Annotated in this window: 25 protein-coding genes; all 25 read right to left on the reverse strand. The window is 29.3% G+C overall.

Annotation, left to right across the window (positions count from 1 at the left end; translation table 11 throughout):
• Positions 1–86 precede the first annotated feature (86 nt).
• A complete protein-coding gene (locus ACSSWA_RS11270; protein WP_437356677.1) occupies positions 87–1,205 on the reverse strand; it encodes a DUF354 domain-containing protein in 1,119 nt (372 codons plus the stop codon).
• On the reverse strand, positions 1,183–2,349 hold the full coding sequence (locus ACSSWA_RS11275) for a carboxylate--amine ligase (RefSeq protein ID WP_437356678.1): 1,167 nt from the start codon (positions 2,347–2,349) through the stop codon (positions 1,183–1,185). The genes ACSSWA_RS11270 and ACSSWA_RS11275 overlap by 23 nt, the downstream gene beginning before the upstream one ends.
• Entirely contained in the window at positions 2,328–2,963 is a 636-nt protein-coding gene (locus tag ACSSWA_RS11280) for an HAD family hydrolase (RefSeq protein WP_437356679.1), read from the reverse strand. The genes ACSSWA_RS11275 and ACSSWA_RS11280 overlap by 22 nt, the downstream gene beginning before the upstream one ends.
• Positions 2,960–3,883 carry a polysaccharide deacetylase family protein gene (locus ACSSWA_RS11285; protein WP_437356680.1) on the reverse strand — a complete coding sequence of 308 codons (924 nt, stop codon included), beginning with the start codon at positions 3,881–3,883 and terminating at the stop codon, positions 2,960–2,962. The genes ACSSWA_RS11280 and ACSSWA_RS11285 overlap by 4 nt, the downstream gene beginning before the upstream one ends.
• A 178-nt stretch (positions 3,884–4,061) precedes the next feature.
• Positions 4,062–4,256 (reverse strand): hypothetical protein, encoded by a 195-nt coding sequence (locus tag ACSSWA_RS11290; RefSeq protein ID WP_437356681.1) that lies wholly within the window; start codon positions 4,254–4,256, stop codon positions 4,062–4,064.
• Between the two features lie 102 nt (positions 4,257–4,358).
• A complete protein-coding gene (locus ACSSWA_RS11295) occupies positions 4,359–5,510 on the reverse strand; it encodes a hypothetical protein (RefSeq protein ID WP_437356682.1) in 1,152 nt (383 codons plus the stop codon).
• Positions 5,497–6,576 (reverse strand): glycosyltransferase family 4 protein, encoded by a 1,080-nt coding sequence (locus tag ACSSWA_RS11300; RefSeq protein WP_437356683.1) that lies wholly within the window; start codon positions 6,574–6,576, stop codon positions 5,497–5,499. The genes ACSSWA_RS11295 and ACSSWA_RS11300 overlap by 14 nt, the downstream gene beginning before the upstream one ends.
• A 311-nt stretch (positions 6,577–6,887) precedes the next feature.
• Positions 6,888–7,862: a glycosyltransferase family 2 protein gene (locus ACSSWA_RS11305; protein WP_437356684.1), complete on the reverse strand. Its 975-nt coding sequence runs from the start codon at positions 7,860–7,862 to the stop codon at positions 6,888–6,890.
• Between the two features lies 1 nt (position 7,863).
• Complete coding sequence (locus tag ACSSWA_RS11310) at positions 7,864–9,327, reverse strand: hypothetical protein (protein ID WP_437356685.1); 1,464 nt, start codon at positions 9,325–9,327, stop codon at positions 7,864–7,866.
• Between the two features lie 7 nt (positions 9,328–9,334).
• On the reverse strand, positions 9,335–10,384 hold the full coding sequence (locus ACSSWA_RS11315; RefSeq protein WP_437356686.1) for a glycosyltransferase family protein: 1,050 nt from the start codon (positions 10,382–10,384) through the stop codon (positions 9,335–9,337).
• Positions 10,385–10,638: 254 nt separating this feature from the next.
• A complete protein-coding gene (locus tag ACSSWA_RS11320; RefSeq protein ID WP_437356687.1) occupies positions 10,639–11,079 on the reverse strand; it encodes a hypothetical protein in 441 nt (146 codons plus the stop codon).
• Between the two features lie 65 nt (positions 11,080–11,144).
• The gene (locus ACSSWA_RS11325) at positions 11,145–11,450 is read right to left on the reverse strand and encodes a hypothetical protein (RefSeq protein WP_437356688.1); all 306 of its coding nucleotides are present in this window, start codon (positions 11,448–11,450) and stop codon (positions 11,145–11,147) included.
• Positions 11,451–11,554: 104 nt separating this feature from the next.
• Positions 11,555–12,028 (reverse strand): hypothetical protein, encoded by a 474-nt coding sequence (locus ACSSWA_RS11330; RefSeq protein WP_437356689.1) that lies wholly within the window; start codon positions 12,026–12,028, stop codon positions 11,555–11,557.
• 61 nt (positions 12,029–12,089) lie between these two features.
• Positions 12,090–13,280, reverse strand: a complete 1,191-nt coding sequence (locus ACSSWA_RS11335; RefSeq protein WP_437356690.1) for a glycosyltransferase family 4 protein — start codon at positions 13,278–13,280, stop codon at positions 12,090–12,092.
• Positions 13,280–14,725, reverse strand: coding sequence for a lipopolysaccharide biosynthesis protein (locus ACSSWA_RS11340; RefSeq protein ID WP_437356691.1), 1,446 nt, complete (start codon positions 14,723–14,725; stop codon positions 13,280–13,282). The genes ACSSWA_RS11335 and ACSSWA_RS11340 overlap by 1 nt, the downstream gene beginning before the upstream one ends.
• Complete coding sequence (locus tag ACSSWA_RS11345; protein WP_437356692.1) at positions 14,725–15,678, reverse strand: glycosyltransferase family 2 protein; 954 nt, start codon at positions 15,676–15,678, stop codon at positions 14,725–14,727. Before ACSSWA_RS11345 ends, ACSSWA_RS11340 begins: the two co-directional genes overlap by 1 nt.
• A 62-nt stretch (positions 15,679–15,740) precedes the next feature.
• Positions 15,741–15,857 carry a hypothetical protein gene (locus ACSSWA_RS11350; protein ID WP_437356757.1) on the reverse strand — a complete coding sequence of 39 codons (117 nt, stop codon included), beginning with the start codon at positions 15,855–15,857 and terminating at the stop codon, positions 15,741–15,743.
• 4 nt (positions 15,858–15,861) lie between these two features.
• The gene (locus tag ACSSWA_RS11355; protein ID WP_437356693.1) at positions 15,862–16,146 is read right to left on the reverse strand and encodes a hypothetical protein; all 285 of its coding nucleotides are present in this window, start codon (positions 16,144–16,146) and stop codon (positions 15,862–15,864) included.
• Positions 16,147–16,303: 157 nt separating this feature from the next.
• Positions 16,304–16,831: a GNAT family N-acetyltransferase gene (locus ACSSWA_RS11360; protein ID WP_437356694.1), complete on the reverse strand. Its 528-nt coding sequence runs from the start codon at positions 16,829–16,831 to the stop codon at positions 16,304–16,306.
• Between the two features lie 172 nt (positions 16,832–17,003).
• Entirely contained in the window at positions 17,004–18,188 is a 1,185-nt protein-coding gene (locus tag ACSSWA_RS11365) for a DegT/DnrJ/EryC1/StrS family aminotransferase (protein WP_437356695.1), read from the reverse strand.
• Between the two features lies 1 nt (position 18,189).
• Positions 18,190–18,717: a dTDP-4-dehydrorhamnose 3,5-epimerase family protein gene (locus ACSSWA_RS11370; protein ID WP_437356696.1), complete on the reverse strand. Its 528-nt coding sequence runs from the start codon at positions 18,715–18,717 to the stop codon at positions 18,190–18,192.
• Positions 18,718–18,719: 2 nt separating this feature from the next.
• Positions 18,720–19,766, reverse strand: a complete 1,047-nt coding sequence (gmd, locus tag ACSSWA_RS11375) for a GDP-mannose 4,6-dehydratase (protein ID WP_437356697.1) — start codon at positions 19,764–19,766, stop codon at positions 18,720–18,722.
• Positions 19,767–19,818: 52 nt separating this feature from the next.
• Positions 19,819–19,995 (reverse strand): NAD-dependent epimerase/dehydratase family protein, encoded by a 177-nt coding sequence (locus ACSSWA_RS11380; protein ID WP_437356698.1) that lies wholly within the window; start codon positions 19,993–19,995, stop codon positions 19,819–19,821.
• 392 nt (positions 19,996–20,387) lie between these two features.
• Complete coding sequence (locus ACSSWA_RS11385) at positions 20,388–20,597, reverse strand: DUF2283 domain-containing protein (RefSeq protein ID WP_437356699.1); 210 nt, start codon at positions 20,595–20,597, stop codon at positions 20,388–20,390.
• A complete protein-coding gene (locus tag ACSSWA_RS11390) occupies positions 20,584–20,844 on the reverse strand; it encodes a DUF4258 domain-containing protein (protein ID WP_437356700.1) in 261 nt (86 codons plus the stop codon). The genes ACSSWA_RS11385 and ACSSWA_RS11390 overlap by 14 nt, the downstream gene beginning before the upstream one ends.
• Positions 20,845–21,115: the final 271 nt, after the last annotated feature.

The following is a 21,115-nucleotide window of genomic DNA, read 5'->3' on the forward strand; positions in this document are numbered from 1 at the left end:
ATAAATTTCTTGTTTCCTTTTGGTTTTGAAGAAATTTAATAAAATAAATAAAAACATTTAAACTTAAATCTCTCAAATGTGAAGGATTATTTAAACTGATATTGATAATCTGGGTTTTCTTTCATTATCTTCACACTATCAGGATAGTTCTCTATAAACCAAACCAAAAAAGTTGTAACATCTATTTTATCATTCAAAATTCGATATCGACGTCTTTGCCATTCTTCTTTCAAATCAGGCATCATGAGTAGCTCATCGATTTTCTGAAATAGCTTATCTGGTTCCGATGTTTGAATCCCATAAGTAAGACCATATTTGTGTTCCAGTTCTTCCAAATAACCAAGTTTGCCGACAAAATCATTAAAACGGATTGAGGGAACGCCCAGAACGGCAGCTTCTGCAGCCATTGTCTGACTGTCGCCAATATACATCGTTGCAAAAGCCATAGCATGGTGAATTTCTAAAGGATTTATTTTGATTCTGTATTGCTCAAATTCCGGTCCGAGTTCACGTTCGGTAGTTATATAAATTCTGCCGTATGGAGAGAGTTTTTCAATAATCTTTTGCACTATTTCCCTGTCAATTCCTTTTTTACCAATGTCGTGATGTGCTTTAAGCTTTGCAAGACGAATGATGAAATACTTTTCATCAGGGTGAGTTATTAAGTTTTTAACCTTATTAAAATCTGGAGTAAAATATTTAGGGTGCAAATATGCGAGCTCGTGAAGTGAATTATAAGCAATTACTTTATTACGATACTTACCAGAACTACAACACTCAGGGAGCAATATTGCTGTAGCATTAGGATAAGCATTATTTACAAATAAAGGAACCACTTCAGCATCATCTTCATTCAAACAAATTGAGGGGATATTTAATATTTTCCCTAACCGCGAATTTTCCCAAGAAGTGCCAACTAACAAAAAAGCTCTTGTCTTTTTAATAATGTAGGCATATTTAAATAATCGTAAGAATGCATCAAGGTATTTAATAAATCGATTAGAACTCTCCTTCCCGGATATTTTATAATATCTGAAACCTGAACTTTTTAACAGGTTTTCAAGTACATCTTTAGCCTTAATAGCGAAAGTAATCTCATTGCCCATTTCCAATAATCGGGCAGCAGGATTTTTTAAAAGATGAAAATGTGCAGGGTGCCCACAATAGAACAGAATATGCTTTTTACCAGCCTCTTTTGAGTACATGAGTTAATCTTTTAATATTAAATAGGGATTTAATTGATTCGTAAAAAATGCCATAAACAGGGCCAAAATCTTCTAAAGAAAATATATTATATCTTAAATCCTTTTGCTTAAATTTAACGAATTCTTTTATCTTGGGAAGTGATATTCTTCCGCTTAAAAACCATAAAATATCACCGAATAATAACCATCTTACTTTTTTACCTAATTGATAATTTTGTATTTCTTCACAGTCCCCCAACATTGCTAATTCGTATAACAGGTAAGGAAAATCTACACCAGAAAATATTGCTGTCTCTAGTGAGCCCCAAAATCTTGGATTAATTTCCATAAGTAATGGATTATTATTTCTTTTATCTATCCTAAACTCAACCATTGCGACACCGTGCCATTTCAATTCTTCTAATAATTTTATTGCATATGTCTCGATTTCAGGGAATCTAACCCCTTCGCTAAGGGTACTTGGCCCTCCAGAAATAGGATATTCCCTTAGTCTTTTATGTGTGAAAAATGCTCTAAAATTCCCCTTATTAAATAATAATGATACACCATATGCACCCCCATGCGGAATAAATTCTTGAATTATCGGATTAGGATAAGATTCACTGACAATTTGATATTTGTACTTTAGCTCAGACCAATTATTTACAACTTGTATACCTCTTGAGCCTGAACTAATTCTAGGTTTAATGACTATAGGCAAACTAAAAATTTTTTTTAATTCATCTAAACTGCCATTGATTTCAGATGAAAGTACACTCTTAGGATGAGGAATTGATAATTTCCTACATAATTCAAGTGTCTTTTCTTTGTCTCTTGCTATATTAAATGACTCAATAGGTGGAACCACACATTTGGTGTATTTAGATATTTGGTCTAGGTTGTTTGATATTATTTCTGTACATTGATCTCTTACAGGAATAATTAAATCTACCTTGTTATTGGCTATATAATTTAATATAAAATTTAAAAACTCTTTCTTATTTGAAGGAGAGGGATAAATGATTTTTTTCTTTACAAATTTTGAATAAAAAGAAAAACTCTTAAATTCTTCTCCTAATGTTATATCAAATCCTTTTCTACCCAAAGACCTGACTATTGACAATGCTGCTCTAGATCTTCCGTCTAATATAAATACTTGCCCCATAATCTTTTATTGGATAATATCTTAAATTCTTTTAGTGATGAGCATTTTATAATTCTATTTTTTTTTACTAAAAAAATTTCTTTAGCCATTTCTGCAAGGGGCAAATCATCGCCACTATCTGTATACAAAGCATCAATATTTTGTAAACCTAATTTTTTTAGCTGATTTTTTTTTTCATAAGAATAGCAATGTCTATCAATCTTAGGATATTTTTTTGAATAATCTAATGTACTACCAATTACCCGTAAATTAGGAAAAACATATTTTATATATATTTCAAACGAAGCACTTATTATTAAAACAAAATAATTTGCTTTTATATAATTATTTATAATTTCTAAAATATTTTTATTTAATGATATAGTCTTAGAAAATTCTGCTGACTTCTTTTCTAATGTATTTTTATTTATGCCTTTTAAAAAAAGGAATAACCCAATATTTTTTAATTTTTTATTGGATATAAATCCTGTTTTCCTACAAATTTTGAAAAATAAATAAATTATTAATTTAAAATAAAAAATCTTATCATTTTTACCCATGTATTTATAAAACATTAAATTAGTATCATTTATAGTAACTGTTTTATCAAAATCAAATACAATTATTTTTTTCATTTAATATATTTGTTTACATAATCTTTAATCGTGGTGAATTCACAACTTTTCCTTAAAAAAAATATTAATTCAGATTCGTATAATTTTTTTGCATTAATTCCTAAATTTTTTACTTTAATTTTTGACCTTATTATATCTTGTAATAAACTTACAATGTAATTTTTTGATTGTTTTTTAATTATTCTTAAATCTTTTTTCTCATCCAAAAACTCATTTGGATGAATTAAAAAAACAATGGGTTTATCAGTAATTTTGCTCTCTAAATATAATAATCCCCTGATTAACATTGTAATTCTAGGCAGCACTCTAAGGGTAGTCCCTATATAAGGAATTATAAACGAAGAAATTGGTACCTCGACTAATTGGCTATCCCCTCTTTTAAAAATATTGTAGTAGTTTACTCTGTAAGGACACCTTGGTGTAAGTAACCATTTAATTTTATTTACAGAACCTGATGATAAAAAAAAATCAAATCTTTGTGATGCAACTGAACTATCAATTCGAAAGCCTGTTTCTAATAGTGCCACTGATGTTAATTTACTAACTCGTAAAGCGGGAGCACGAAAAGAAATTACCTCCTCACCTGAAATGTCCTCAAGAAGTTTTTTCGAATATTCGAGGTGTTCCTTTTGCATATTTAGAGGCATTATATCAAATCCATAACATCTATCATGCAATTTACCATGTGAACCCACTTCATGACCATATTTTAGTACCATTTTTACCACATCAGGCACCAATTTAGCTATATATGCTGTAAAAAAAAACGTTGATTTAATATTATATTTTGCATATAAATCAAGTAAAATAGGCATACCTTCACGGTATACTTTAATTCCAGTTTCATCTCGTAATGAATTGTGCCAAATAGAAGTAGTTTCAACATCATTTGTAAATAAACAAAATTTTTCAGTAATCATCTTTCGATTTAAGATTTTCCTTTTTATTTTTTGATTAAAAGACTCAGCGCTAGAAACATCCAGGCGTTAGACCAGCGCATGTAAGATATTTTGTTTTTATAAAAACGATGAACCTGATAATAAAAATATCCCGATTCGTCCTGCATATTGTTTATTGTCCATACTGCAACTTTAGCTACTAATTCAAGACACCTAAAATTTTCTGATTATCGACAGCAACAACAAAAATGGGTTCATAATTTGGTGTATTTCTGTATGCTTCATACATTTCAGGTGTTTGAAATGCATTGCCATAAGGGTGGTTTAATACAAAATCAGACCATGTTTGTTTATCAACTTCGTCAGGACTATTAACTAAATTCAAAGTTTTCATTAGGTATATTAAAAATATTTCTTTTAATAAATATATTTCATTATAAATATGAAAGGTGTAGCACTTTTGCTATTATAGAGGAAAATCTTTTTGCGTGATAAATTAGATCAACTCAGTAAATGCGCGCAACATCCAAGCTTGTCCCCATCTCATATATGGAATTTTGTTTTTAATAAAACGATTTTTCCGATATATAAAATACCCTGTCTCTAATTGCATGTTATCAATAGTCCATTCAGCGATTTTGTGAGCAAATTTATCATAAATTTGACCGTATTCTTGAAGCATTTTAAAAGTGATTATACCTTGTGACTGATTATGTATATCAACAGGATAGTTTTTTGGTATTCTCCATAAAGATTGTCCATTTTTAAAGAACTGGTTTTCATAATAAAACCTTAAACCTTTTTTAAGGGCATCTTCCCATTCTGAACAACTATATTCTAAAAGGTTTTTAATATTATAAATACTTACTAAAATATACCCTTGATGAAAATCTATTTGTTCTCTTTCTTTACCTGTTTTTATATCAAAACTATAATTCCATCTTCCATCCTTTTTCTGCTTAGATACAACAAAATTGACTAAATCTATGCATATTTTTTTAAAATAATTATCTTTATTAAATTTATAATTAATTGCTAAAATCTCACCAGCAAACAAACTTGCATTATAACAAACATCCTGTCCTAATGGTGTGTAACTAAAACATTTACCCGAATCATCCTCGTACATATGCAAATCATTCACTATAAATCTTGAAGAACTATTAATAATATCTGGAATTTTTTTATCACCCGTGATTTTAAAAAATTGATACAACCCTTTAATCACAGCAGCCGTAGCAACGGAAGAAGGGATCAAAGAATTAACATATTCTTTTGGAGTTGCCCAGGGGAAATTATATCCCCAACAATATCCAGAGTATCCTTTAGAATAATTTTCAAGTAACCAATTATAAAAAAAATTGCAATGATTTTTAAATTTTTCGTTTTTTGTTTTTACATATAGCATTGAATATGATTCTAAAAATAAACCCATAGCCTTAGAATTAAAATCTTTTCTGATTCCTAATATTGGTCTAATGTTAATAGGATTACGCTTTTGAACTTGAGTTAATATAATAGCTGGCCACCTACCTAATTTTTGAAAATTGAATCTCGAATTCAAAGTATCATAAGGATCATATCCCTTGAATCCTTCCGATTCAATATAATTAATTAGTTTAGTTAAAGAATATTCAATTTTTTTCATGTACCAATTCTTCAATTATCTTTCCTATTTTATCAAATACTTTTTCAGATGTGAAGTTTTGTTTAGCATAAAAGTAATTAGATTGGCAAATTTCATAATAATTAGTAGAATTAGACAATAATACAATTTTTTCAAAAACCTCATTAGGATCTGTACTATATACTAAATATCCCATTATTCCATCAACAAAAAAATCTTTTATACCACCCACTGGTCGCGTTACAATTGGTAGCCCTGCAGCCATGGCTTCCAAAACACTTATGGGTAAACCTTCCTTATAGTAAGTCGGAAAAACCAACATGTCAGCTTTTTTTAGCAATTCAATTTTTTCATTTTCATTTAAATGTCCTAATAAATATACATCATTCAATTTTTCATTATGTATGTACTTATTAACCTCATAATATTTACTACCACTACCAGCAATAAACAATTTATATTTTGGATGAATGATTTTTAATTTTTTAAATGCTTGCAATAAAATAAAAATTCCTTTCTCTTCTTCGATTCTTGCAAGGTAAAGAATATTTTCAGGTTTATCTAATTTTTTTGTTTCAATGAATTCTTTAGTAATAGAATCAAATATTTTATTAGATACAGGGTTATAACTAACGAAAATCGGTTTATGGTATCCAACTAATTTTATTTTTTCCTTAAATTCATTTGCAAGTACAATAATTGTATCTGATAAAAATAGTAATTTTATAAATAAACTCATTTTTAAACACTTATCATCGAATCCATGTATAAATAATAATACTTTTTTCCTAAATATTTTAGATATTAATATAAACAAACCATCTCTAATTAAATTTGATTTACTAAGTGAGGTGTTAATAAATAATAGATCATAGTTATATTTAAATAATAAAATTATAAACTTTATATAATCAATAATTTGTTCAATAATTATTTTAATAATACGATTATATTTTTTTCTTGAACCACGTTTAAATAATTGATATTTAAAATTGCTGGGGAAATTAAGTAAGGTATTACAAAAATTTGATACACCACCTTCCTGTTTATAAGGGCCTGTAACTAATATATTTATTTTTTTAGACATTTAAATTTATATTTAGTATTATTTTCGCATTATAAATAATAGTAAATATAAATATATTATTATTTTAAATATATTCTTAATTATTCCCTATATAAATTAAATTATTTTTTGCTATTTATTTTTATTTTCACATATTAAATGAGTAACTACTTTACTTTTAATTCTTTTATTATTTATATTTAATATATGGTAATCATCTATAATTTTACCAGAAGGCAATTGAATAATATCAAGATATAAATCTAATATTTTACTAGAAAAAACAATATTTGAAGAAATTTTTTTTGAATCATTAAGGTGTTATATATTAATTAAGAAACTATAATATATTTAATTTTCTTTTTTTCTTTAGGGTAAAAAAATAGAAAAGCAAACCAAGTTAAAATATCTCGGATCAAGAAGTATATTACTAGATTAGTTCGATATAAAAATTTCCTATTTATTTTCGGAACCTTTTTAATCATTGCTCTAAGTAAAATTGCTGTTAAATATAAAAGCAAAATGGATAAATTTTTTATTAGCAACATGAACAAGACTATTATAATCAATAATATACTAGTATAATTAGTCCTTACGAAATATTTCCATTGAAACTTATTTAAAAAATTATCTCTCATTAAAACTGAGCGATACAATTCATTACCATCAAATAACATTTTCCATGTTCTTTTCACATCACTATAGGAAATTGTATGATGAATCGCCATTAACTCTTTCTTCCTTATCAAATAAATACCTAAATTTGCTAATCTTATTGCAAAATCAATATCCTCATTTTTCCTAAGTTTTTTTCGCATACCACCAACTTTTAGCCATAAATCGCGTTTAATTAAAAAGAGCCCACCTGTTGTGAATTCAATATTATCATTAACTAACACTTGATGATAATTTTCTGTGTTTAATAGTTTTCCGCTATAATCATAATAATAATTACAAAATTGACCAGAAACAAAATCATATTTCAAGCCACTTTCTTCATTATATACTTTTTTTAGAAAATCACTTTGAATTTCCATATCCCCATCAATAAAAAACAAAACACCCCCTTTTGATTCATATGCCCCTACATTTCTTCCTATTGCTGCATTGATATCACCAGTCAGTTTAAAAATTCTTACTCTTTGGAATTTCTTAACCCTCTCGATGCTATCATCAGTAGAATTTGAATCAACGTAAATAACTTCATATCCTTTTAAATTATTATATTCAATTGTTTTGAAAATACTCTCAAAACATTTTGTGATTTTCCAACCTTCATTACGACCAATAACAATAAATGAAATCATGTTAAACTTTATTAATTAGTTGATTTTTTCGCTTGAAAGAGTTATATATTACATTTAATATTGTTAAATAAATTGCTATCCAATATGCACCTGAACCACCATCTCTGACATATCTATAAAAACCAAATACTTGCGCTGAAGTTGAATGAATTATTAAAAGTATTATTAAAGATGATGATATTATTAAGATCTCATATCGATATACGTTAAATAAAGTAAGATGTTTATAAAGTTTTAATTGCTTGTGAATTAAGTTCCATAAAAAAATAAATACAACAATTCCACCTATAATACCCCCTACCATTATTAGTGAAGCATTACCAACGTGCCCATCATGTATTTCCATCCCAACTTTAGAAAAACCCCATCCAGTAATTGGGCGATCTTTAAATTTATCTAATACTGGAGATAGCCGAGAAGTTAATCTAATATTAGTACCTCCTAATGTTGGATCGCCTTGTAATAACAACTTCAATGTCTCAAATCTTTCTAAACTTGCAAAAAATTGTTGCTTAGCTATCGGGATTGTACTTACCATAATAATCATTACAACAAATAAACTGAAAATAATTTTGGGAGTAGTAAATTTTTTTGTAATAAATGTATCAATTATTGTTAGAATTATAATATAAGCAAAGAAAGCAAGTATCCAACCCCTAGTTGCCGTGATAAATACTGATAATAAAGAAACAACAAATATAAAATATAAATAATTTCGTTTGAAGCCATTCATTTTAGTGTAAAGGTAAAAGGGAGCTAAAATGAAAGCATAAAATGAAGAATAGACAAAATATACAGGGCGTAACATCCTTTCATAATTTTCAAAAGTTGTGGAATCATCATAACCAAGTGGGATTGTTCCTCCAAATAAAGTATGAAAACTTTGCCCTATTATTAAATTATATACTTGACTAATAAAATTTAATACAACAAATATTGATACAATCCTAAAAAATTTTACTAAATCTGCCATACCCTTTATCATATATGGCATAACAAAGAAGATAGGAAAAATAAAAAATGTTAGCCCAAATTGATACAAATATCTATAACCTGTTCTACCCCCCCCCTCGATTCCCAAAATTAAACCTTCAATAAGAAGGAAGATTAACCAAATTAAGTAAGGTATGCTGGATTTAGCATAAAATACTTTGATATTATTATAATGAGATTTTTTAATAACAATTTTAAGTACAGCAATTATTATAAAAAATTGAAGAAAAGAAAAAACAATAGGTCCAACTTTTATTATCGATTCTGTTTCCTTCCAAAATAAATTCCCTGGATTATCAACAAATAATAAAACAAAAAAAACCCAAAAGTAATCATTTTGAGGTTTATCAAAATAAAATAAAATTAGCGTTGTGACCAAAAAAAACGTTTTTAGAGCTGGAACAAAGTAAATTGCTACAATCGATAGAAATAATAAAATGAATATTTTAATAAGGTCGCTTTTTATTTTCATAAAATGATTAAAATTGTTTTAAAGCAAATTTGACTTGGTTTTCCCAAGTAAATTCATCTTTAACTCTACAGTACATCTCTTCTATTATTGAGTCTCTGTCCCTCTCATTCTTAGTATAATAATTAATCTTTTCTTTTAATTCGTTAATATTTTTAAATGTTACTATATTTATGTTATCAAAGACTTCTAATAACTTTGGACTAAAATCAATAATCTGAAAGCCCTTAGTCGCTGCAATATCAAAAACACGTGGCTGAAAAGAAGTAAATATTTGTGGGCTTGGTATATTTAAATTTATCATAGATAATGTGTAAAGTTTGCATAATTTATCATAAGATAATCGAGGTCCCTGGTAAGCTTCTTTAATCTTTGGATAAAAATGAAAGCGATATTTCCATCCTTCATCCCCCCATATTTTGACATTATATCCTTCTAATTGACCTAAAATTCCAGCTCTATAAGCTCCCTCAGCGCTTTTATAATAACTACCTCCAGTAAAAGATACTTGACATTCTAACTCTTTTTTCTCATCCTCACTAATCGAAGATATATCTATAGGATAAAACTTTTCTGGATCATAACCGCCATAAAATCTAATAATTTTAGGATTCTTGCATAAATTATAGATTATTTTGTCCCATACAGGTTCAGGATTAAGAAAAATATCATAGTATTGAAGTGTCATAGGGAAAAATTGATCTCTCCTCGGATCTGGATCACAAGGATTATCAGCTACAAAACATATCATTAAACATTTTGTTTCTTCTTTTATCTTCTTAACAGTCTCAGGGAACAACCCACTCCCGCTGTAATTAAAGAAAATATCCGGTTTAAAATCTAAGATTTGTTCTATAAAGTCATTATTAAAATAAATTATTTTATTATAAACAGCCTTTTCATATATGTAAGGGAATTTAGCTTTCCTTGCTATTCTATTTATTATTGGAGCAGAGAATTTCTTGGTAGTAAAAGTTTTATACCCAAGATTAATAAATACTTTTTCTATTGATTTTAAGAATCCACCTGGAAAACTATTATTTGGGAAAGCGATTTTCATTACAAAAACTCCAAAGTATCAATGAGTAATTTTTTATTATTTAATGATGTTAAATAAAGTAGACAGTCTTTTTTATCTAATAAAGAATTTTTTATAGCAATAAATCCACAGTTTACAGGTCTTTCTTCACCTGGATAACAATATTTAAAAATAAAATAGTTTTTAAACCCAGCTTTTTCTAATAAATTTTTAATTTCATTTTTATCGAACAGAGATTTATGTAATTGCGCTAACCATTTTGTATTACTACCTTCTCAATCTGTTTCCGGGTCACCGTGAGTATATCTATAAACTTGGTACAATGTAAATTCTCCCTCAACATAGAGTTTTGCTACTTCTGGAAAATATGGTATCCCTAAGTAACAAATTATCCCACCCGGTTTTAAAATGTCTTTACATCTCCGTAAATGCTCTATTCTGTTTTTTCGATATAAATGTTCAAAAAATGCATTACTGAATATCTCTCTTGCACAATTGTTACTAAATATTTTAGGACAATTTAAATCTTCAATTAGATCAACTCCTTTAGATAATTGAAAATCAACATTAATATACCCAATTAATGGATTTGAGCCGCATCCAAAATGAAGCCTGATATTATTGAGTTTCCCATATTTTAATTTCTTTTTTAAAAAGGAACTATGTAACCTACGCTCAACACGCCAATAAAGAGCTTGGAAAATTTTATTTATCATTATTTAACCATGGTTAATTGTAATAATTTTTTCGCAGAATAAAAATTAATTAAAAATTATTTTAATTATTTTTCAAAAATGTTCTTAACTATTTCTTTTGAAAGGTACAAACGGTCAGCTCTTCCGTGTAATCTATTTAACTCAATAAAATGATTAAATCCAAAGAAGGCAAAAATATTATCCCATACTTCTTTGCTCACTTCGTTAATATGATGATAATGCGGTTGTCTATTTCTATCTGCTGAAGAAAACCAGATTACATCGGCATGAGCTGTACAGAGATCAACAATTTTACTTGCAAAAAAAGGTTCAATATGTTCAATAACTTCAGTACACATTACAATATCAAATTTCTCATTTAAGTAATTCATTTTTCTCAAGTCTTCATTAATAATTTTTTCCTTTGGAATCCCAATATCTAATAATTTATTGTAACCTTCTATTGTTCCCTCGACTGCTATATAATTTAGTTTATTTATTTCAAATTGGCGAGTAATCTCCCCCCCCCAGTACCTAATTCAAGCACACTATCAAAGGTTTTACCAAAAAGATTTTGATATACTTTCTGCATATAGTGATAAATTTCCTCACCAACATTTGAATCTGGATGACCTGTGCACTCTGTTTTAAAATATTTTTTCGGATAAAATGAATTTATATCAAAATAATGAAAAGAATATGGGCAGTTCAAATTATACCACCATGTATTACCAAACTTATGATAACCCCTATCTTTTTTCTCTTTATTATCATAGATAGGTAAATTAATATATTCCTGTATTTCTATAATACTAAAACCATTTTTTTCTTTTATTGAAACTAAAGGGTGACGTTTCGCCTCATTGGATGAAAATATACCAACTATATTTTTAATACTATAGTTATGTTTTTTTAGTATCACCCAGATTCTCTTAATTGGACGCAAGTACTTCGCAAATGGTATCTTCATTTTTATCCTATTTTTAATAATAAATTTCGTTAATATACATACGATGATTATAGAAAGAATATCATTTATAAAATCTTTTCATAATTCGTTTATCAATTTTTTTCACAATTTCATTCCAATTTAAATTATTTTCTGCAAATTTTTTCGAATTAGAACAATATTTTTGCAATTGTGCTGGGTTATTTATCAACCGCAATAATGCCTGTCCAATCTCTTCCGGCTTTTCAGGAGCAACCAAAACACTGAATTCTTCTTTTATCAAAATATTACTAATTGACGTGTATGGCGAAGTAATTATTGCATTAGCAAAGTATGCAGCCTCAGAATAAGCAATTGCAAAACCCTCAAACCTAGATGGCAATAAGAATATTTTAGCTCTATTATATAAATTATATAGCTCTGGTTTATCCAGATTTCCTAAAAACTTAATTCTTTTGGATAATTCCGGGTGCAGCACCATAAAATTATTTATTTCAGCAGAAAAATCTGGGACAATTGGACCAGCAAGTTCTAAATTCCAGTTATGTTGTTTTGCAGTTTCAGCAAATCCTTTGAGGAGATTAAGTGTATTTTTTTGGAATGTGCCTAGTCTTCCAACTGTTATTATTAAATTTTCTTTTTCTTCGAAAGAATTCACTTTAATATTACTTTGTACAAAATCTACTGTATGACCATTATAAGCAACAATAATTTTATTCCTAAAAAAAGAATACTTATTCTCAAAATACTTCCTACTTTCTTCATCCTCCACACTGAACAAATCAATTTTTTTAATAAAGAGATTTTTGATTAGGAATTTTTTAATCCTCCACTTAAATGTCTCGTTTGGTTTTGCCAAAAAAGAAACTGGAACAACCTTCTTATCGAAAATTTTTTCCCATGGATAAATACCTGAAGAATGGCAATTATCCATCTTTAAGTATACAAAACCTTTCGGGTTGCGTAATTTATAAATATATGCTGCAAGCAGACTCTCAAAACAATGCAAGTGAAATATGTTAAGAATATCAATATTTTTACCTTGTTTCAAAAAGTATGAAATCGTACTAATATCTTTACCTAAAAAAAGCTTCACTTCAAGAATCTCAACATCTAAATATTTTTTAGAAATTAAAAAATCTCCGCTTTTTCTTGTTAATATTTTCGATTTGTATCCAAGACGCATAAATCTAAATGGAATTTGTCCCGGATCTTTCCAAAAATGAAAATCCTCATACCCTGGGAAAAATGTCAAAAATGTCTTCGTTTTCATCAAATATATTTTTGAATTGGTTCAGGAATTATTGGGGAAATAAATTTAATAAAATACTTATACCCATTAGATTGAAGATATTTGTGTGTGAAGAAGTACATCAGAAATAAAAGTATTTGAATAAACACAGTGACAATATTCGATAAAATTATATTTAAAACTAATATTGAACATAAAGTAAATATAAGTGTGGTAAATATTATTATGATTAAATCATATATTAAATTCTGTTTAATAATGTTTTCTTTTATAAAAAAGATACTCACTAAAAGTCCAATTGCAGTGCTTGTTATTTGGCTAATAATCAACGCTTGAATACCAATCTTAAATGCTATAAATGCACCAATTATTACAAATATTTTTTTTACTGTATCAATAATTAGGGATAATTTGCTTTTACCAAGAGCATTTAAAACGTTTTGGTTCAGTAATAAAAAAGGAAATATAAATCCATCCAAATAAAGTAATTGCAAAAAGGGGATGCTATTTGCCCATTTATTTGTTAATAAAATTAGTATCACCGGTTTTGCTGATACAATAAGCAAGGCAGTTAACGGCAGTAAAATAAAAGCTAAAGAAATGGTTGTTTTTCGATAAGCATTTGCAAAATCAATTGGTTTATCTTGCAAACTTGAAAACGCTGGGAAGGCAACCCTACCATAGGAAATGGTTATTCTTCTCACAAATATCTGATAAAACCTATCTGCGTTTGAGAAATATCCCAATTCCGTTGCACTATAAAATTTTCCAATAAGAGGATAATATATTTGGTCTAGCAATATCGAAGTGAATCCTTGTGCAAAAATATTAACACCATATTTATACAACAACTTAAATGACTCAATAGAAAAAACCATAGAAGGCTTCCATCTATTGAAAATCCAAAATAACAAAACAGATAGCAAGGAACCAGCAAGAGTTGGATAAACTAACGCCCAAACTCCAAAACCATTATATGCCATAAAGACACCTAAAACACCAGATATGAGCGCAGAGCACATCCTAATAAAAGCAGGAATCTTGAATTCTAAATTTTTGGTAAGAATTGTAATATGAACTGTGATAAGAGCACTAAAAACTACTCCTATAGAAGCTACTCTTGTAATGTCTTTAACAATCGGTTCATTATAAAAATTAGCAATTAAACCAGCAGAAAAAAAAAGAACTATATACAAAAATATGGAAGCGATAAGATTGAAAAAGAAAACGGTAGAGTAATCCCTCTGATCACTATTCTTCTTCTGTATCAGAGCCATTGAAAAACCACTCTCTGCAATAAGTGTTGCAAGAGCGATAAATATCGTAACCATCCCTGCTAAACCATAATCCTTTGGAGATAATTTTCTGGCGATAGCAATTGTAAAACCAAACCTAACTACATATACGCCAAAAGAGTCAACAAAACTCCAAATTAAAGCGCTGAGGCTTTTCTTCTTCAAATCCACTAATGTATTTTTCCCAAAATAGCTTTTATACTAAATTTTATAAAAAACTTTGAAAAGAATATTTTCGGATATTCCTTCCATGCAACTTTCAAATATCTTAATGCAGTATAAAAATCTTTTTGCGTTTTAAATACTTTATAAGCAATTCGAATACAATTTCGAGATGCCTTTTCTTGTAAAATTTTCAAAGTTTTTCTTCGCTGAAACAAATTTTCTTCATAACTGGCTATATGATACTGTTCTTTTGCTGCTTCTATGATTTTATCGAATTTGTTGGCAAAATCGCTATACTCTGTTTGTTCCGGATGTATACGCCTTAATATCAAAGATTCACCAAGAATTGCTATAGGAAATTTTGTCAATACTTTTGGCCAAAATAGTTCATCTGTAGCTAGATAGTTTTCATCAAAAAAACCCACATTTCTTATTTTTTCCATATCAAACATCACACTGGAGCAAGGTATATAGGAACCGGTTTCTTTAACAAATTCATAAATTTGTCCCTTTTGAAATATTTTTGTTTCTTTGGTATGACTTTTACTAATTAATCGACCCTTTTCATCAATAAAATCTTCCAATCCGCCTACTAATGCGACATCCGGATGATTTTGTATGAAATTTATTAGCTTTTCAATTGAATTTAGCGTCAATTCATCATCCTGATGCAATATTATCAAATATTTTGTTTTACAATGGTAAAAACAATTATTCCAATTCTTTGGATATCCAAGATTGGTTGGATTTTTATAATATTCTATTATTTCAGTTTTAGATTGATATTCTTTAATAATATCATCAATTCCATCGTTAGATGCATCATCGATAACGAATATACTTTTTACTAAATTTCTTTGTTTTAGTATGCTATCAATAGCATTTCGAATAAATTTTTTTCCATTATATACAGGTATTGCTACGGTAACCATTAAAGAATTTTTCTTATCATCAGACATATTCAAAAACTGTTTTTCCTAAATTCCCTCAATTACTGTATTATTTAAGGCATATTTTGGGGTTAAAACGACCCTGCTCCGACAATACACCCATCTGCGATATAAGTTCCTTTTAATAGAACGGACCAGCACCCAATCCATACATGATTACCAATTTGAATTGGCTTGTCTTCGTTTATTCTTTCACTTTTTTATTATAAACAGGATGAGCATCTGTATCCATACAAGAATATCCCAGGAAAGAAGGTAATAATCACCAAAAGTAATTTCTTTAAAACAAGCTATTTCTGTCCTGGCAGTAATTAAAAAATTATTTCCAAAGGTAAGGATTGCCCCCTCACCTACGGCAATTTTCGTACCGGCTCCAAATCCAGCTCTTCCCTTAAAAATCACAGTACCTTCAACATTCCATAGAGAATTTTCATTCACATCATTAATACTTACATGTGCATAACCAATCGTAATCATCCCCCGCCTGATATTTTTTGATTCTAAAACGGCTTTACCTTTTATGCATTTCAATCGAACCTTATGCGTTAACCATACCGGAAGCTTAACGGCAATATGGAAAGGGAAATAATGAAAATTTAAAAGTAAGGTTTTTGGAAGACCTAATAGGGAAAGTTTATATTTTTTTAAATTCGTCTTTTGTTAAACACATTATAATATAATCCCAATATTTTCCATTTCTAAAATATGATTGAGGTAGTCTGCCTGTCTCTTTAAAACCTACTTTTTCATAAAGTTTCTTTGCATTGGGATTAAAGTCAGCAACTTTTAAATATACCATATTCATATTAAAATGATTGAATAAAAACTCGAGAATCATTTCATAACTTTTTTTTCCATATCCTTTTCCACGATATTCAGATAAAATATCCAAACCAATTTCACAGTTTTGATGTTGGTGATTAATAATTTGTATTCGCAGTCGTCCAATTATTTCTTTTGGTTTCTCAGCAAAGCAGATAACGTATCGCTTATCATTTTTATTTTTATGAAGATTTTTCCACCACTCAATCTGCCCTTCTTCGTCTACGAAATCAATGTTATATAAATTAATCCATGTTGAAGGATCATTATGTAACTTGCGTAAAATCTCTAAATCTTCTTTTTCTATAACTCGAAATGCAATATCTTTATAAATGAACATATGATACCTTATTTTAATGGTTTATTGCTCTGTTAAATATACTATGATGTCTTGTTCCGGTGCATCCGGATTGGGATCTAGTACTACTGAAGTGACCCCAATGTCTCTTGCAGCTTTGATCGAAAGATATTGATTTAAACCCGCACCGAAAACAAGGATAGTTTTTTTCATATTACAATAATGCCTGCATTACTTTTCTTGTAGCTTCCACTACCTTTTCCATTTCTTCATGTGTAAGTGAAGGATAAATTGGTAAACGAAGCAATTGATTGAAATATTTCATCGATCCTTGCATTTCTTCATCTGTTGCTAATCCCATATAAAATTTATTTCGATGTAAAGGGGTGTAATGAACATTTGCCATCACACCTTCTGCACGTAACGCATCCATTATCCAGTATCTGTGTTCGGGCGGAACAAGAATACCGAAAATATGCCAGTTGGGTACCGCACTATCGGTAACTCTGTTAAATTTAATATTGGGCAGGTCTTTAAGATTTTCATAATAAAATTTAGCAATCCTTGTTCTTTCTGCAGTTATCCAATCAGTTTTTTTTAGCTGCGTACATCCTAAGGCTCCAAGAATATTAGATTGAACAAACGAGCTCCCAATGGTTACATATTCATAAAAGCCCCTGTTTTTATTATCTATTAAAAAAGATTGTTTATTTGTCCCTTTTTCCCGAATAAAAATTGCTCGATCTACCAGTTCATCATCATTCGTTACCAATGCCCCCCCTTCACCTGTTGTAATATTTTTGGTTCCGTGAAAACTAAAACAGGTTACATCAGCGTATGTTCCAACTTTTCTCCCCTTATATACAGCACCAATGGATTGTGCAGCATCCTGCACAACAAAAAGATTGTGTTTTTTTGCAATTTCATTTATTATATCCATATCAGCGGGATTACCTGCATAATCCACAGGCACTATAGCAACAGTTTTTTTATTAATAAGCGCTTCAATTTTTTCGGGATTAATGTTTCCGTTATCTTCATATACATCGCATAAACGGATTTTCAGGTTGTTCAATAACGGTCCTAGTGCGGTTGAAGTGTAAGTAAAATTGGGAACAATAACCTCGCTGCCAGCGGGAAAGTTTTTTGCTTTAAATACCAGATCGAGAGCAGTAGTACAGCTGTTTGTAAATAGAACGTGCTTCATCCCCAGGTATTCGCCTAATTCCCTTTCGAATTGCATGCATTGAGGGCCATTACCCGAAATAAAAGTACTTCGTGCCGTTTTATCAATTGCCTGAAAATCTTCTTCATCAAGATAGGGTTTATGAATCGGAATTATTTCTTTTGAAACAGGCCTGCCTTCATTTATGGCCAAAGATTTGTCATTCATTTTCATGTCATTCGTCCCTTTTTTGTAATATAGGATTTTTGCAAGGCCAATTAATATCTAATCTTGCATCATTCCACTTTACTACCAGTTGTTGGTCTGAGTCCACATATTCTCCTTCATATGCCAATTTATAGTGAAAAACAGCTATTTCACTAATAACACAATATCCATTTACAAAGCCCGCAGGAATTAATACCGCTTTTTTATTTTTATCATCCAAAATCCAGCTATCCCATTTTAAATAGGTAGGCGAATTTTCTCTCATGTCAACAACTACTTCAAATATCTTTCCGTAGACACAAGAAACCAACTTCCAAGTTTTATGATCTCCATGCAGCCCTCTCAATACATCCTTTTTCGAAGTAGCAAATTTATCATGATTAAACATTAAGTTTGCTGGTAAAAAATCTTCATATATAATTTTAAAATAAGAAGTATATATATCACCTCTGTTATCAACATAAACGCTTGGTTGAAAAATAATTACTTCAGGCAATACTCCAGACCTTTCTATTTTTACATCTTTTATATTCATAGCTATATCCCTATTTTTTTCAAATTATCATAATCTGCTTTTACCATTATTTCCACTAATTCTTCAAATTTTGTTTTAGGTTCCCATTTAAGTAACTTATTTGCTTTATTATAATCACCCAATAATAAATCTACTTCCGTAGGTCGAAAATATTTAGGATCAATTTCAATCAAAATCTTACCACTATTTTTATCGACTCCTTTTTCATTAATTCCTTCTCCTTCCCAGACAATATTAAACCCAAGAATTTCAAATGCTTTATTAGCAAACTCTCTTACCGAATGAGCTTCACCTGTAGCTAAAACAAAATCCTCTGGTCTTTCGAATTGTAATATTTTCCACATTCCTTCCACATATTCAGGTGCAAAGCCCCAATCTCTTTTTGCATCTAAATTCCCCAAGTATAATTTTTCTTGAAGTCCTAACTTAATTCTGGCGGCAGATAAGCTAATTTTTCTTGTAACAAAATTTTCCCCTCGTCTAGGAGATTCATGATTAAATAATATACCATTACACGCAAAAAGATTATAAGCTTCACGATAATTTTTCACTATCCAGAATGCATATAATTTTGCTACACTATAAGGAGATCTAGGATAAAAAGGAGTGTTCTCATTTTGAGGTATTTCTTGCACTTTACCATATAATTCACTTGTTGAAGCCTGATAGAATTTCGTATTTATTCTCGTATTTTTAATAGCATCTAAAAATCTGAGCACTCCAAGAGCATCTACTTCCGCAGTATACTCTGGTACTTCGAAAGATATCTGAACATGACTCTGAGCAGCTAAATTATATATTTCATCTGGTTGAACTTTTTCCAATATCCGGTTTAGATTACTTGAATCAGTCATATCACCATAATATCCAAAAAATCTTTTTTCATCTTTATTATATTTATCAGCAATCGGATCTATTCTCTCAGTATTAAAAACACTAGCACGACGTATTATACCATGAACTTCATAACCCTTTTCAAGTAAAAATTCTGCTAAATAAGAACCATCTTGTCCTGTTACACCTGTTATTAATGCAACTTTATTACTCATTATCTCTCCAACATAATATTAAATTACTAATATAATTTACATTAAGCCAAAATCAATTTTTTTTCTTTTTCAAAAAATCATTTACCGCTTTTTGATTGCTGAGATCTAATTCTTTTGATGTTCTTAAAACAAAACTGTCATAACCTTCAGCGGATAATTTTCGCAAAACGGCAGAACCTACCATTCCCGTATGACCAGCGATGTAAATTTTTTTATCTTGAAAATTCATGTAATCAATCCTATTATTTTAACCAACCCCGTCAGAGACGGGCAAGCATTCCGGTATGATCGGCGATGTAGATTCGTTTGTTTTTCATAATATTCAGCGTTCAGTTGATTAGCGTTCAGTATATCAGTGTTCAGTGGACAGTTAATTTTATGATTCATATCCTATTTCTATAACTCTTTTCAATTCGCCATTTACCTTAATGTTAACAAGCATTTTCAGTTTCGTCTTCGCCTTCCACCTCAACTGTTTTAAGTGGCTTGTGACGCGTGACGTGTGACTAGTGACTTGTTACTCGTCTCTCGTCGCTAATTTCTCGTTACTTTTAATTTTTTTTCCACCCTCTGACCATCTGAACGCAGAACGCTGTTTCTCTGAATGCTGTCACCTCACGCTCAAGGCAAAACTACTTCTTTCTCATTAATCATACAAATAAACGTATTTAATATAAATTCTTTCCCACCCTGAATTTCCAATAATACGGGTTCATCATCTTTGGCAAAGTGTATTATTATTGGGCCCTCTTCTTCTGCATATTCAATGGGCTTTTCTGAAAATTCTATTATTAAAATATCAGTCTCTTTATCATAATTAATCTTTTTCATAGCGTGATCTCCTTCCCGGATATATTGTAATTATTTTTATTTCCTCTTCGCTTTCTTCATAAACAATTCGTAATACATGATATTCATCTAATTGACCTTGCGCAATTAATCTATTTTTATATCCATTTTCAACTCTTCCCGGTTTAGATATTATTTTCTCAATTAAAGATTTATCAACATTTACTTGATGTCTGCTAAGGACTTGAATTTTATACTCAGCATGACGCGAAAAAACTATTTTTTTCATACTACGAAAATATAAATATTTCAATAACCTTATTAATATCTGCTTCAATCATTATTTTCAAAAAGCTAATTTAATTTTGTTTTTGTTTTCCAACCCAACTATTCAAAGCGAAGCGTGATTAGTGAATTAGCGGTCAATGTTCAGTGGACAGTTAATTTTATGATTCATATCCTATTTCTTTACTCTTTTCAATTCGCCATTTACCTTAATGTTAACAAGCATTTTCAGTTTCGTCTTCGCTTCCCGCCCAGCGGTTTTAAGTGACGCGTGA

The sequence above is a fragment of the Melioribacter sp. Ez-97 genome (assembly GCF_051488665.1).
In the GTDB taxonomy this organism is placed as follows: Bacteria; Bacteroidota; Ignavibacteria; order Ignavibacteriales; family Melioribacteraceae; genus Melioribacter.